9 protein-coding genes are annotated in these 14917 nt (G+C 42.9%); 2 read left to right on the top strand and 7 right to left on the bottom strand.

The annotated features are described in order from the left end of the window. Positions 1 to 19: 19 nt before the first annotated feature. The 4 genes from H9626_RS00550 to H9626_RS00565 are packed head-to-tail and all read right to left on the bottom strand — an operon-like array spanning position 20 to position 7059. Positions 20 to 1255 carry a DUF1735 and LamG domain-containing protein gene (locus H9626_RS00550; protein ID WP_191709235.1) on the bottom strand — a complete coding sequence of 412 codons (1236 nt, stop codon included), beginning with the start codon at positions 1253 to 1255 and terminating at the stop codon, positions 20 to 22. A 3-nt stretch (positions 1256 to 1258) separates the two neighbouring features. Further along, positions 1259 to 2389, bottom strand: a complete 1131-nt coding sequence (locus H9626_RS00555) for a glycoside hydrolase family 18 (protein WP_191709236.1) — start codon at positions 2387 to 2389, stop codon at positions 1259 to 1261. A gap of 18 nt (positions 2390 to 2407) precedes the next feature. Then, positions 2408 to 3961, bottom strand: a complete 1554-nt coding sequence (locus H9626_RS00560) for a SusD/RagB family nutrient-binding outer membrane lipoprotein (RefSeq protein WP_191709237.1) — start codon at positions 3959 to 3961, stop codon at positions 2408 to 2410. A 17-nt stretch (positions 3962 to 3978) separates the two neighbouring features. Beyond that, the gene (locus H9626_RS00565) at positions 3979 to 7059 is read right to left on the bottom strand and encodes a SusC/RagA family TonB-linked outer membrane protein (protein ID WP_225230831.1); all 3081 of its coding nucleotides are present in this window, start codon (positions 7057 to 7059) and stop codon (positions 3979 to 3981) included. 731 nt (positions 7060 to 7790) lie between these two features. Here H9626_RS00565 and H9626_RS00570 point away from each other — a divergent pair. Beyond that, complete coding sequence (locus H9626_RS00570) at positions 7791 to 8411, top strand: trimeric intracellular cation channel family protein (RefSeq protein ID WP_178257466.1); 621 nt, start codon at positions 7791 to 7793, stop codon at positions 8409 to 8411. A 3-nt stretch (positions 8412 to 8414) separates the two neighbouring features. Then, positions 8415 to 9269 carry an N-acetylmuramoyl-L-alanine amidase-like domain-containing protein gene (locus tag H9626_RS00575; RefSeq protein WP_368735171.1) on the top strand — a complete coding sequence of 285 codons (855 nt, stop codon included), beginning with the start codon at positions 8415 to 8417 and terminating at the stop codon, positions 9267 to 9269. Positions 9270 to 9315: 46 nt separating this feature from the next. On the opposite strand, the gene H9626_RS00580 is transcribed toward H9626_RS00575, so the two are convergent. From H9626_RS00580 to H9626_RS00590, 3 genes are all read right to left on the bottom strand, one after another. Next, positions 9316 to 10788, bottom strand: a complete 1473-nt coding sequence (locus tag H9626_RS00580; protein WP_191709238.1) for a tetratricopeptide repeat protein — start codon at positions 10786 to 10788, stop codon at positions 9316 to 9318. Between the two features lie 112 nt (positions 10789 to 10900). Then, on the bottom strand, positions 10901 to 12640 hold the full coding sequence (locus H9626_RS00585; protein ID WP_178257453.1) for a glutamine--tRNA ligase/YqeY domain fusion protein: 1740 nt from the start codon (positions 12638 to 12640) through the stop codon (positions 10901 to 10903). Between the two features lie 67 nt (positions 12641 to 12707). Next, the gene (locus H9626_RS00590; RefSeq protein WP_191709239.1) at positions 12708 to 14897 is read right to left on the bottom strand and encodes a glutamine synthetase III family protein; all 2190 of its coding nucleotides are present in this window, start codon (positions 14895 to 14897) and stop codon (positions 12708 to 12710) included. Positions 14898 to 14917 lie beyond the last annotated feature (20 nt).

The raw sequence follows: 14917 nt of genomic DNA on the forward strand, positions 1-14917 counted from the left end.
TGTTTATTTATAATATGTATTATTTCCAATCTGTAGCTGTATCGGTAGACAAGATACCGTCAACCCACGTAATAGGTTGGCTGGTTTCCAATGTGTGTCCCTTTCCGGTTGCATCTTCGAAGATGGTATAAGTTCTTCCGTCTCTTGTTTCAGTTGTACCTTTATCCATGCGCCAGTATGCTTCCAATCCGGTAGAGTTCGGGCTTACCTGTGTCATGCTGTTGGCTATTTGTGTGGCATTGCGTGCAACAGACCAGATACGTACTTGGCTGACCAAAATTTGACATCCTCTCCACCAGCCGCTTTGGTCGCCGTCGCCATCTGTAAACCAACCGATTCCTTTAAATTTCAGACACGGATCTGAGCAAGCTAATTGTCCGCTCTCGATGCCATTAACGTAGATACGGTAAGTAGCTCCGTCGAATGTTACTGCCAAATGTTGCCACTTGTTAGATTCGAAGTTATGGCTCGGGTTTACATAACCATTGTGTAACTGGATTTGAACCAATGAGTGAGCAGCCCATCCGTTTGCTTCATCAGGACTTTGCGGGTCTTCAAAGCGTAAAAGAACCGATCTGTTTTCGCCGTCGCTTGTAGTAAATACGGCACGGTTACGGTTATTCGTGTCACTTACTTGGAAACGAACTTCAACGGTATATTGTGAATAAGTTTCCGGATTTGCAGCATACTCGGGTGAAGACAAGTTAGCTCCATGAATGAACTGCGGAGCAGAGAATTCAACTATATTTTCTGCCAAGATGATATAAGTACCCGTGTTAGGCATTACCGGATAATTACCATCGGTTGATTCCAATCGTACCGGCAGTGCGTATGCTTCTCCGGAATAAACCATTTCTTCCGAAAAGGCTTTTAATGTTACGATAGAGGCTTCGGCATTATAATTTCCTGCTTTGATTACGATGTCTTCTGGTAATGTATACTGTCCTTCCGGAATAGCAATGTAGCTTGTACCGTTTTTGGTATTATATTCATCTAAGATAGTTGGGTCAACTACTAATTTGAAGTGGCTGTCAGTTGAAACAGCATTACTTACATGAATATTCAATGTGGTAGAACTTTCGCCCGTAGCTTGTACGGTCAGTTTTGCGCTGCTTCCCGAGAGTGCTTCATCAATGTAAGCATGTGTGTCGAGAGCTTGATATTCAGCATTGTCACATGCTGTAAATGTTCCTAATCCGGCAATGGAAGCCGATAGCAACAATGTTTTGATATAATTTAGTTTCATAAGTTTCATCTGTTAATATTTAACCAATGAGTGTGAAGAAGGATTCATAATCTGAATCGCATTACGCAGATTCTTATACTCTGGAGTAGTTCCGTATTCAGCTTCCATGTGGTAAGTTCCTACGCCGCCTTTACGGAAACCGTTGCTCGGTTGCCAGCGAGCCATGCCTTCCAATGATTTCATTGTATTTCCGTAACGGTCAGTGTAATTATATCCACCGTTCATGGCAGCGTCTACTGCCTCGAAGTTTTCAGTCATGATAGTCATGTTGGTAACACGTTCTTCGCCAAGTTCTTCTCCGTAGGTCTGAATCAGTCCCGGTCCCGCAACTCCGCCATTAATCAAGCGTCTGTCTAAGTTTGAATCTCCTGAAGCGTTATAAGCCTGAATTACAAAATAATCAAAGTAATGTCCGATTTCCGGTCGGCTTGTAATACTTTGGGGTTCACCGTCAATCAGCAGCAATTTTCCTGTGCCCGATTTCGGTCCGAAATATTTGCCCAATTCATCCACGAAGATAAACATACGATCGTCATCATCTACAATGTTACCATTGTTTCCATAGTTAGGCTCATAATCAATGTCGAATCCGTCGTAACCATACTTGGTAATTGTATCGGCTATTGCCGAAGCATATTTACGGATAGAAGCCTCTACTGCTGCTTCGTCGCTTTCGTCTTCAGGCCATTCCCAAAAATCGTTTACAGCTTCTTGTTCAGAACTGTACCCTTTTTCTTCCCATGTGTCATAAACTTCTTGAGGAGTAATTTGAGTTCCTACCGAAGTGATAATGAAACATAAAGTAAAGCGTGTACCTTTAGTTTTCTGACAGAACTCCAAATCTTTCTTTTGAGCTTCTGTAAGGTTACTCCAATTTCCCCAAATAGAAACAATATCCACGCTGTCCGGAATACCGGCTAAAGAGTTTTTCATAAAAGCTCCTTCACCTGTCCAGTTACCAAACCATCCGAATGCAATTTGATGGTCTGTTTGTTTGTATGCACGAAGTGCAGCATAATATTCTTCCGAAGTCATTTCTTCAGGAAAGACTTCGCGTTCTGCGTCTGTCCAGTCGCTGCAACTGATGAATAGCGATGTAATTACCGACAAGAACAAACCGTATAATAAATATATTTTCTTCATATAGATTTGATTTAGATATTAGTTTTTCTTTGCCCATTTCAAGTCCGTAGCAGGAGAGTCTGAGCCATTTAAGTCTGCTGCTCCGGCTGAACAGTTTGCTTGATTATTGGTAGTTTCTGTATACGGATATTTCAAACGGCGCATACCGCGTTGACTGTTTATTACGCCATTAGACAAATTATCGATGCAAGGATAAAGTTCCGGATAACCTGTACGGCGGTATTCTGCCCATGCCTCGAAGCCTAACGGGTAATTGGCAATCCATTTTTGAGTAATGATGCGCTGGAAGTTCTTTCCGGTCAGCGTATTATCAGAATCATCCCATTTTACACTTACAGTATTAGTATTAGATATAGTAGCAGGTGCTTTCTGAACATCATCATTTGCATGGATTACATCGGGAGCTTGATCGATTTCCATATATTCACTTCCTGAAACAGAATATTGTGACATGGAATTTTCAATGCCCTCTTCGTAATACTCTTTTGCAGATTTGCTTCCTACATTCCACCCACGCAGTTTACCTTCAGCGCGCAGGAAAGATGTCTCAGCAGCGCAAAATACCAACATTTTGTCAGTAGCAGTATAGTTAGGCATAGAAAAGCCGGAAGCTGCATTCTTATCGAAATCAGAATCGCCGGTGCGCATTCCTACGTATTGTCCTTCCATGTTGGCTATTGTAGATGTTGTGAAATATTTAGAACGGCGCGGGTCATTATAAGCATTCATATAATCTACAATATTTGCATTTACGCGCAAGTCGCCCCAACTTACAGCTGCTAACTGGTAGGGATTGGTTTGTGTTCCGCAAGACATCATTGCATTATCGGCATTGGTTTCGATAAGTCCTGCCGGATGTGAAGTAGCTGCTTCTGCATTCTGTTGAGCCACATCGGGTAAGAAACTGCTGATACGCATCGCTACACGCAAGCGCATTGAATTAGCCAGTTTTGCCCAACTTGCATAATTACCGTTATAAACAGGGTCGTTTGAACCTAACGGGGCATTACCGTTAGTGTCTACATGATAATTATAGAGTACGTCAGCAGCATTTGCAAGGTCATCAAGGATAGCTTTGTACACCTCTTCTTGCGTATCGTATGCCACATAGAAATTACCTTTTTGTACTTGGCTGTAAGGCATCGGACCATACGTGTCAGCAACACGCAACATTGTAATGGCGCGCACCATACGAGCAAACGCATAGTAGTGTCCGGTTGAATTGGTTGCTTCTTGAACTTGGAAGAAGTTTCCGTAAATTTTTTCGAACGGTGTGTTCCACGGATTGGCATTCCAAGCATCGCTCGGATTATATGTTCCAAAATTGGTTCCACTCCAAGTGTTGGAAGGGCATAAATAACCTCCATACTGACCTACCATTTGTTCCTGCATCTGAGAATCATTTTGTTGAATATTTACAATGGTCTCAATCATGTTTTTCATCAATGTAGCAGGATCAGCTTCATGAATCTGATATTGATTCGTATTATATTCTTCGAACTTGCTGGTACAGCCTCCTGCCAAGAGTAATAGCGCAGCACCAGTTGTTATGTTTAATAGATATTTTTTCATGACCTTAGTCTATCTCTTTAGAATTGTACTTTTACATTAAAACCTATATTACGCAAGCTGGGTTGCATAAAGTAGTCAACATTCATATAGAAGTTACTTGCCGTAGATGCAGACAATTCAGGATCGAACGGAGCTTTACAGTAAATCATCCATAAGTTACGTCCTACTAAACCTACGGTAACGTTTGCTATATTTTTAAACCATTTCTTAGGAAGTGTATAGTTCAGGCTTAATTCTTGCAGGCGAACGTTCGTTGCGCTATACAAGTAGTAACGTCCGTAACCACCTTCACCGGTACCGATAGTCTGATAATATTTTTGTGCGTCTACCATGCCATTGTTAACCGGTACGCCACCGTTCTCACGGGCTACAGCCGATGCTTCTGATACTCCGTAATAGTCTAATACACCCTGAGTAGCAGAGTAAGCCAAACCACCTACACGTGCCGACAGTACGATGCCGAGGTCGATGCCTTTATAAGTAAAATGGTTTGTCCATCCCAAGTTGAAGTCAGCATCCAAATCGCCCACTTTAGTCGGAGTAGAAGAACTTGTCATGCTGATATTTCCGTTTTGGTCAACACGGATATTTCCGTTGTTATCTCTGGTCAGTTGGTTATATACATAAATATCTGTCATAGAGCCTCCTTCAGTCAGAATAACGCGGGGAGCTACGTTTTCTTTACCCAACCAGCCTACATACATTTCGGGCATGTTGATTTCTTCGCCGGTTACCGGGTTGATACTTCCGCTGGCAAGACGAATTACTTTGTTGCGGTTTAGCGTAAAGGTAGCGTTAGATGACCATCCGAAACCTGCCCATTCGTCTTGGAATCCTAATGCAAGTTCAAGACCTTGATTTTGTACGTTACCGGCTTGTACTACGGCCTGTTTGTAACCGGAAGAAGACGGAATATCGACTTTAAACGTTTGGTTCAAGGTGTTTGAACGATAGTAGGTTGCGTCCAAATTAAAGCGGTTATCCCAGAACTTTAAGTTCAAACCGATTTCCCAAGATTTGGTTTTCTCGGGTTTCATGTTGTCCATCGGGTACAAAGTCGGGTTCTCCCAGTTGTGAGTTTGACCGTTATAGATAAATCCCGGATTGGTAAGGAAGCGGTCGAATGAAGAAGCTACTACGGTATAAGAACCGCGAACTTTTGCATAGGTTATCCATTCGGGGAGCGACATCATTTCAGACAATACTGCTGAAAGACCTACTGACGGATAGAAGAAAGAAGATTGGTTAGAGAAAGCTAATTTAGAATCCCAGTCATTACGTCCGGTAAGCGTTAAGTATAATTGGTTTCTCCAACTCAGTTCGGCACTTGCGAATACACTTTGGATTTCGTCAACATATCCCGACGGTTCCGGTTTGTAGTTGGCAGACCAGTTGATGTTGTTCATCTGGAAGAAATTTGGGATAATCAAGTCGCCGGCTACTGACAATTCGTCAGAAGATACGTGGTAAATAGAACCACCCACATTGGCATTCAAACGGAATTCGCCGAATGTTTTGTCAATAGTAGCCAATACGTCGGCATACAGCGAGCGTTCTTGGCGCATAACGTCTTTCAAGCCACCTGCCAAACCACAGAAAGTAGTCAGGGTAGAAGCCGATTTTTCTTCACGGTTACGGTAATCAGAATTATCCAAATTAACACGACCTGTGATGTTAAACCAGTCTGTGACTTTCCATTTCAATGATGCGTTCAGCATGTAACGTTTCTTTTCTGAAGTACGAACGATACGGTTCTGAATCCAATACGGGTTTTGCAGAGACATACCTCCGTCGCCGTATGGCCAATACTGCTCCATATAACCAAAGTTCGTGTTATAACGTTCGTACAGACGGATTTCATCGAAATTGTCGCCGCGTGGGAATAAATACAGAGCAGGCAATGGGTTATAGTATTGACCTTGCGATACCATGTTTTTATTGTTCTGTACGATGTATTGAGCACCAATATCCAATGTTAATCTGTCGTTCAAGAAGTTAGTTGTATTGCGGGCAGTAAAGTTATAACGGTTATAACTGTTGTTCGGAAGAATTCCGTCCGTGTTTGTAGTAGAAGCTGACAGATAAGTTTGATTCTTGTCATTTCCGGTCGACAAAGATATAGAGTTTATAATATTTGTTCCGGTATTAAAGAAATCCGACGGGTCATATCTGTTGCTTGTTGGTGCCCCCCAACTGTATAATCCCGAACTTGTACCGAAGCGGTTCTGCATTTCGGGCATGATATATGCCTTTGAGAATGTAGTACTGTTGGATACAGTTAGAGAAGTACGTTCTGTAGCTCCTTTTTTGGTGGTGATCAAAACTACACCGTTAGCTGCTGCTGAACCGTACAATGCTGCTGCCGAAGGGCCGGTCATCATGCTGACGCTTTGGATGTCATCCGGGTTAAGGTCGGCTACAGCATCTGAGCCTCCCATGTCGCCGTACTGTCCTTCACCGCCACTCTTACCTGTGTTAAACATCGGCACACCATCGATTACATACAATGCGTTGTTGTCTTTAGTCAATGATTTCATACCACGCATTACCACACGAGTGGCACCACCGGCTCCGGTAGCACCGCTGCTGATTTGCACACCAGCTACTTTACCGGCCAATGAATTCATGAAGTTCGCATCTTTGACGGCAGTCAAAGCCTCGCCTTTTACCTCTTGTACGTTATAACTTAACGCTTTTTGCGAACGCTTGATACCCAATGCAGTTACAACAACCTCGTCTAACACTTCAGTGTCTTCCGACATGGTAATTTGTCCGAAATCGGGTTTGGCGGTCAGTGATAACGTTTTATAACCGATATAAGACACTTCAATTGTAGCGCCTTCGGTTACAGAAAGCGTAAAGTTACCGTCGATATCCGTAATCGTACCATTGTTCGTTCCTTTTTCAAGGATGCTTACACCTATTAAAGGTTCTCCTTTGGCATCTACCACAGTGCCTTTTACTGTAACTGTTCCAGCCTGTTGTGATGCAGATAAATCGCTGAAATAAGATGTTCCGTTAGGATTCGCAAATGTTATACCACTTCCCGGAACCATCAGCAAAAGCAATAATAATTGCGAAAATTTGCCTCTTTTCATAGATTGGGTTAATTAAAATTGATTGATTATAGGTTTGATAAATCTTACATGATTAGCATTTCTCTATGTAAGTCTGTGTTTCTCTTAGGTTAGAGCCTGTTGTTTAAAGGACTTAGTAATATGTTTTTTCATAATAAATAAATTGTGTTTGTTATTCAAGTATTTTAATATAAGTTGTGATTAGCGGTGCAAATATATGTATTTTATTTAATAGATGATAGGATGAATTGAAAAAAAACTATTTTTTAATTAGAGAAATATGAATCTTTTGTTTAATTAGTGGGTGAATTGAATTTTTGGGGTTGGATATAAGACCTGAAAAACACATGCGGTAGAACTGGTCGGTTCTATGGGTAGAAATGGTCAACGCTTCCGCATGAGATGAGTAACACTAACGGTTGCGTTTTTCGGGGATGTATGAGCGGCGGATTTTTTTGTGCTTTCGTAAAGTAAATGAAATTTAATTGGTTGTATATCAGAGAAATGTCGGAAGGTGGGATGTGGGGTCGATATGGAATATCGTTTTGCTGTTAAGATTGTATGCAAGGTGTTTGCCAACTGTTTGCTTTGAAATTTGGTTGCCGTTTTAATTTGTTGTATTTTTACGCTCGAAAAATAAGGGTGGCAGTTGGACGCGTTTTGATAAGACGTTTTGCCCGGCTGCGGGATAAAAAATAATCGGATACATATATTATATATTGTGTAAGTAAAACTCAATGGACTTGATAGAAATACCATCGTTTGTTACCGTACTTGATTTTATCGGTACGTTTGCTTTTGCGATAAGCGGAATTCGTTTGGCGTCGGCTAAACGTTTTGACTGGTTTGGCGCATACATTGTAGGGTTTGCCACTGCTGTAGGCGGCGGTACCATTCGTGATTTGTTGTTGGATGTAACCCCTCCGTGGATGATTGATCCGATGTATTTGGTTTGTACGGCATTTGCCATGCTGTTTGTCATTATTTTCGGCAAATACCTGATCCGGCTTAACAATACTTTCTTTTTGTTCGACAGTATCGGGCTCGCTTTGTTTACGGTAGTAGGGTTCAGCAAGGCGTATTCGATGGGGTATTCGTGTTGGATAGCTATCATCATGGGTAGCATAACCGGAGCTGCCGGTGGTGTGCTGCGCGATGTGTTTATCAATGAAATACCGTTGATTTTCCGCAAAGAAATCTATGCGATGGCGTGTGTGGTAGGCGGGCTGGTTTATTGGTTTTGCCTGAAGGCAGGAATTGAAGATTATTTGGGGCAGATTATAGGTGGGGTGACTGTCTTTTTGGTTCGTATCCTTGCCGTGAAGTATCGGATTACTTTACCTATTCTGAAAGGAGACCCCGAAAATTTATAAACCGTGGGTTCGATTTGTTGCGTTTGGATGCGGTGGGTAGCCGTGGGAATGTTGCTGTTTTTGTTGCCACTGCAGGCGGTGGGGCAGGACAGTGTAAAGGTAGAACGACTGTTGTCGTGTGCTGCCCGGTTGCCGTCCGATAGCTGCCGGACACTTTTCTTTGCCCGCAATCTGTTGGGAGTTCCGTATGTGGCGGGTACGCTGGAGGAGAACGGACCGGAGAGGCTGGTTGTCTCGTTGCAGAAACTCGACTGTACTACGTTTGTCGAAACAGTGGTGGCACTTGTGGAATGCAATAAGCGGGGACAGTGTTCGTTTGCCGATTTCAAAAAGAACCTCGTCCGTGTAAGATACCGGGGCGGAAAGATAGACGGTTATGCTTCGCGTCTCCATTATTTCAGTGATTGGATTCATGAGAATGAAGCGCGAGGGATTGTCAGCGAACTGACAGACTCGATGAATCCGAGCATACGCATTGTTTCGTTAAATTTCATGACAGAACATCCCGATGCCTATCCTGCGTTTCGGAATTCTCCATCGGCTTACGCTGCAATGCAACAGGTAGAGCGGGCATGGGTGGATTATCGGATGCCCTATATCCCGAAAAGCCGAGTGATTTCCTCGGCTGACAGTTTGGATATACAAGATGGCGACATCATTGTTCTCACTACTTCTGTTGCGGGATTGGATGTGTCTCATGTGGGATTTGCCTGCCGGGTGGGTACGGTAGTTCATTTGCTTCACGCATCGTCCCGCTATAAGCAGGTAACCATTGAACCGGTTTCTTTATCGGATTATCTGCAATCTCAAAAAACGATTATGGGAATAAGAATAGTCCGTGTGAATGAACGTCGCTGAGAGTGATAGAACTGAAACCTTACGGTTATGTTGCGGCAGACTGACGTCAGTCTTGGAAATCTTCCAAATTGTTTAATTCGCCGTTTTCCATCATGTGTTTTATTTTCAGCCCTATCCTGATGAAATCTTGGCTGGTTGAATCCATCAGCCCGTTGGTAGCGGCACGTTCTAATAAGTCGGGCTGCTGGATGGTACCTTTGATGATAGCCCGAATCATCTGTTCCTGATTATTTAAAATGTAGTAGCAATACGCAATGGAGAAATAGCATGATTTGACGAGCAAAGGATATTCTTGCTCTAACCGTTTGAAAAACAAGAGTGCATCTTTTATCAATGCGTTGCGGAACAGCATTTTCGCAGTTTCTTCGATGATTTCTCCTTTGTCGATGGCCAATGCTTCCGCATAGGCTATTTCGGTGCGTGCTTTATCAATATCCTTTATACGAATGTAATACTCGGCAAGAGTAAGATAAAGTTGGGCATATTCGCTGTCGTGTTTTAGTGCATCGTCGATGTCTTTTTTCGACAACTCTAACTGATTGGTAAACAGATAGCAGGTAGCCCTTCTCTGAAGTGTGACACCCCATTCCAAGTCGGAAAGTTGGGTTTTGTTTATAATCAGGTTTAAATATCTGATTGCCTTTTCGTAATCTTGTATCGAGATGTAACATTCTGCCAGTACCTGCCAGATTTGTCCTTTATATGGATGGGTTTCTTCTATTTTGTGGAAACATTCGATAGCTTTCTGTAAATTTTCATTCTGCACATAGCAAAGCCCCTTTATTTCAATAGCCATTGGGTTGTCAGGCTCGATAGCCAGTGCAAATTCAATGGATTCAACGGCTTTTTCCGTGTTTTCTAATTGTAGGTAACAGCGGGAAAGGTTAATCCAATGTATAATGTCGTAAGGATTGTCATCCAGTAACCGGTTGGTATAATAGACAGACTTTTCAATATTGCCAAGATCAAAATGACAACTTGCCAGAAACTGCCATGTCTCACGGTTTTCGGAGTTTGCTTTATATGCTTTTTTCAGCCATTTGTACGCATGTTCCTTATGGTTTGTTTCCATATAGACGTCAGCAATGTCAAGCAGCGTTTCTACTCTTTCCTCTTCATCTTCTTCATCTTCTACCATCTTGGTGAAAATTTCTTCTGCTGCTTTGATTTTCCCTTGTTCCACCCAAAGTGTGGCGCGCAGAAACAGCACCTCGCTGTCTTGCTGGTCGGGTAAAAGCTCCAAAGCCTTTTCCGCTTGGTCGTATTTACCTTTTGCAATTAAGTTGTGGCAGCAATATATCATTACATCAAGGTCGTTCGGATGAAGTTTAAAAGCATACGCAATAGCCTGCTCAGATTCGGCTATCATATTTTTACTGGCATAATATTCGGCTATTTGTGTCAGTTCGTTACTCTCAAAGTACGTTGATGTATTTTCACGTACCATGTTTTCGTATTTTGCCAGTAATTCTTTAAACTTGGGGTGTTCAAAAGAAGAAGATAAATCGTTTCTCATCATGAAAAGAGAGCGGACAGAATAGATTTGTTTTTATACCGTGATGAGGAAACTGTATCATGAAAAATCATGAATTTGTTTCATAATCAGTCCCCTCCTCACGGTATGTGTTAGTTTATTTATTAATCTTGCTCCATGTATCTTTCAGTGATACTGTGCGGTTGAATACCAAGTGTTCCGGTGTAGAATCTTTGTCGACGTTGAAATATCCGATACGCTGGAATTGCAAGTAATCAAGCGGCTTGGCATTGGCAAGGAATTTTTCTACATAACATTCCTTTAATACCTTCAGCGAATCCGGATTAATCATTTCCTGCATGGCTTCCAGTGCCGAACAGTTTTTCTCTTCGCGGATGGCAGCCATCGTGTCGCGCGGATTTTCTACTTTCCACAAGCGGTCATACAAGCGTACTTCTGCCGTCAGACAGTGATTGCAGCTAACCCAGTGAAGCGTACCTTTTACTTTCCGGTTGGCTTCCGGCATTCCGCTTTTCGTATTCGGATCGTATTCAGCATATACCTCTGTCACGTTACCGTCTTCGTCTTTTTTACATCCGGTACATTTTACGATATATGCATTTTTCAGTCTCACTTCTTGTCCCGGAGTCATGCGGAAGTATTTCTTCGGCGCATTTTCCATAAAGTCTTCTCGTTCTATCCATAATTCGCGGCTGAACTCGATGATGTGGGTGGGCGAGTTGGGATCTTCCGGATTATTGATAGCCTCCATCTCTTCTACTTTACCCTCCGGATAATTGGTAAGAATCAGTTTGACCGGATTTAATACAGCAGATACACGGGTGGCACGGGTATTCAAATCTTCGCGAACTGCACTTTCAAGCAAGGCAAAGTCGTTTAACGCATCATAGGTAGTATAACCGATTTTGTCGATAAACTTATGAATGGATTCCGGCGAATAGCCTCTGCGTCGGAAACCGCAAAGTGTCGGCATACGAGGGTCATCCCATCCGCTTACCAGTCCTTCTTTAACCAGAACCAGTAAGTTACGTTTGCTCATCAGCGTATAGTTCAGGTTGAGCTTATTAAACTCATACTGATGAGGACGATTATCGTCGAGGTCTTTGCCGTCTTTAACCCAATCAACGAACAGGTCATAAAGCGGACGGTGTACCACGAACTCCAGTGTACAGAGAGAGTGGGTTACACCTTCGAAAAAGTCGCTTTGACCATGTGCGAAGTCATACATCGGATAAGCCTTCCATTTGTCTCCCGTGCGATGGTGAGGAGTTTTTACAACCCGGTAAATGATAGGGTCACGGAAGTGCATGTTAGGGTTAGCCATGTCAATTTTTGCACGGAGTACCATTTTCCCCTCCTCAATTTCGCCGCTGTTCATTTTCTGGAACAGTTCAAGGCTCTCTTCGATAGGGCGATTCCGATACGGGCTTTCCACTCCCGGTTGGGTAGGTGTTCCCTTCTGTGCAGCAATTTCTTCCGAAGTTTGCTCGTCTACATACGCTTTTCCTTCCTTGATGAGGCGGATGGCGAAATCCCACAACTGTTGAAAATAGTCGGAAGCATAATATTCATGTCCCCATTGGAAACCTAACCATTGGATATCCTCTTTGATAGCTTCTACATATTCCACGTCTTCTTTGGTGGGGTTGGTATCATCGAAACGCAAGTTACATACGCCACCATACTTTTTTGCAATACCAAAATCGAGACAGATGGCTTTAGCATGTCCGATATGTAAATATCCATTAGGTTCAGGCGGAAAACGAGTTTGTATTCTTCCCCCGTTTTTCCCTTCTTTTAAATCTTTTTCTACGATTTGTTCGATAAAGTTCAGACTCTTTTTTTCCGAACTTTCTGTTACATTCATTTCAGTCATAGCGTTTTTTTCCTTTACACTTTTGTCGACAAAAATAAGTGTTTTCCTGCGAATAACCTAATTCTTGTTAGCGTATAAACAATAGTTCGCGATATTTGGGCAATGTCCACATCTGGTCATCAATAATAAGTTCGAGCTTGTCGATGTGGTAGCGTATCTCTTCGAGCATAGGTGCGATGGTATCGTGATAAGCGATAGCTTTTTCCCTTTCTTCAGCAATTCGGTTGGCAACCTTTCGTGCTTCCACCATAGCGTCAACACGTTCTTTGATGAATGCCGTATGCTGGGCTATCTCTCGGATAATCGCCAGATTCTCAGCTGAAAGCGAAGCTGCTTCATCGGCAGGGAAAAGAGATTTCATCTTGTAGGCATTGTCGATGAGCTTCGTCTGATACTCGATAGCCACCGGAACGACGTGATTCATTACCAAATCGCCCAATACCCGGGCCTCGATTTGAATCTTTTTGGTATACATGTCCCATTTTACCTCGTTGCGTGCCTTTAATTCCTTGCGGTTCATTACACCTGTTGATTCAAACATCTGAATGGTTTCAGGTTTCAAATAGTTATCGAAGATTACAGGACAACTGGTTTCGCAATCCAATCCGCGGCGTGCAGCTTCTTCTTTCCATTCTTCGCTGTATCCGTTTCCGTCAAAGCGGATGGGTTTGCATTCTTTTATATAACGGCGGATGACTTGAATGATGGCAGAAATTTTAGGTTCGCCTTGTTCGATTAATACATCTACGTCTTTTTTGAATTGAATCAGTTGTTCGGCTACGGCAGCATTGAGGGCAATCATCGCACTGGCACAGTTGGCTTCTGAACCCGGCGCACGGAACTCAAAGCGATTTCCGGTGAAAGCAAACGGAGACGTGCGGTTACGGTCGGTATTGTCGATTAACAACTCCGGTATCTGGGGAATATCCAGTTTCATACCTTGTTTGCCGGCCAAAGATATCAAATCGTCGTTGGTGCTTTCTTCCAAATGATCTAACACTTTGCTGAGCTGAGTACCGAGGAAAGAAGAAATAATGGCAGGAGGAGCTTCGTGCGCACCTAAGCGATGAGCGTTTGTAGCACTCATGATAGAAGCCTTCAGTAATCCGTTATGATGATAAACAGCCATCAGCGTGTTGACTACGAATGTTATGAATCGGAGATTTTCTTCAGCCGTTTTACCCGGAGCCATTAAAAGCACGCCTGAATCTGTTCCTAATGACCAGTTGTTGTGTTTACCTGAACCGTTTACGCCCTTGAATGGCTTTTCATGTAATAACACACGGAATCCATGATTGCGGGCTATTTTGCGCATCAAAGACATGATAAGCATGTTGTGGTCTACTGCCAAGTTACATTCTTCGAAGATAGGAGCCAGCTCAAACTGATTCGGAGCTACTTCGTTATGGCGCGTTTTCACCGGAATGCCCAATTCCAAAGCCTGTATTTCAAGGTCTTTCATGAATGCAGCGACACGAGAAGGAATAGCGCCGAAATAATGGTCTTCCAACTGCTGGTTCTTGGAAGCCTCATGTCCCATCAATGTACGTCCGGTAAGTAATAAGTCGGGGCGAGCTGCATATAATCCTTCGTCTACAAGGAAATATTCTTGTTCCCATCCGAGGTACGAAACTATCTTCTTTACAGAGGGGTCGAAATAATGCATTACGTCTAAAGCCGCTTTGGTCACAGCGCGAAGTGCTTTCAGCAAGGGGGCTTTATAGTCTAAAGACTCACCGGTGTAAGCTATGAAAATGGTAGGAATACACAGGGTATCGTCTACAACGAATACAGGTGAAGAAGGGTCCCAAGCACTATACCCGCGAGCCTCGAACGTATTGCGGATACCACCGTTGGGGAAAGAAGAACCGTCTGATTCTTGTTGAACCAAAAGTTTTCCTGAAAACTCTTCTAACATACCTCCTTTGCCGTCGTGTTCAACAAAAGCATCGTGTTTCTCAGCCGTACCTTCTGTCAGGGGTTGGAACCAGTGTGTATAATGAGTAACTCCTAATTCCACCGCCCACTTTTTCATGCCGGCTGCCACTTCATCAGCAATGCTTCGGTCGAGTGCTGCTCCGTTATCTATTACGTCTATCATTTTTGCGTAGACTTTGCTCGGCAGATATTTAAACATTTTCTCCCGATTGAAAACATATTTGGCAAAATATTCGCTCGGACGTTCGGTGGGATGCGGAACATCAACGGGCTTTTTGTGGAATGCTTCTTCTACGACTCTAAATCTTAATTTTGACATAATACCTAATGTTTGTATAG

The organism is Phocaeicola faecium (assembly GCF_014837055.1).
GTDB lineage: Bacteria > Bacteroidota > Bacteroidia > Bacteroidales > Bacteroidaceae > Phocaeicola > Phocaeicola gallinarum.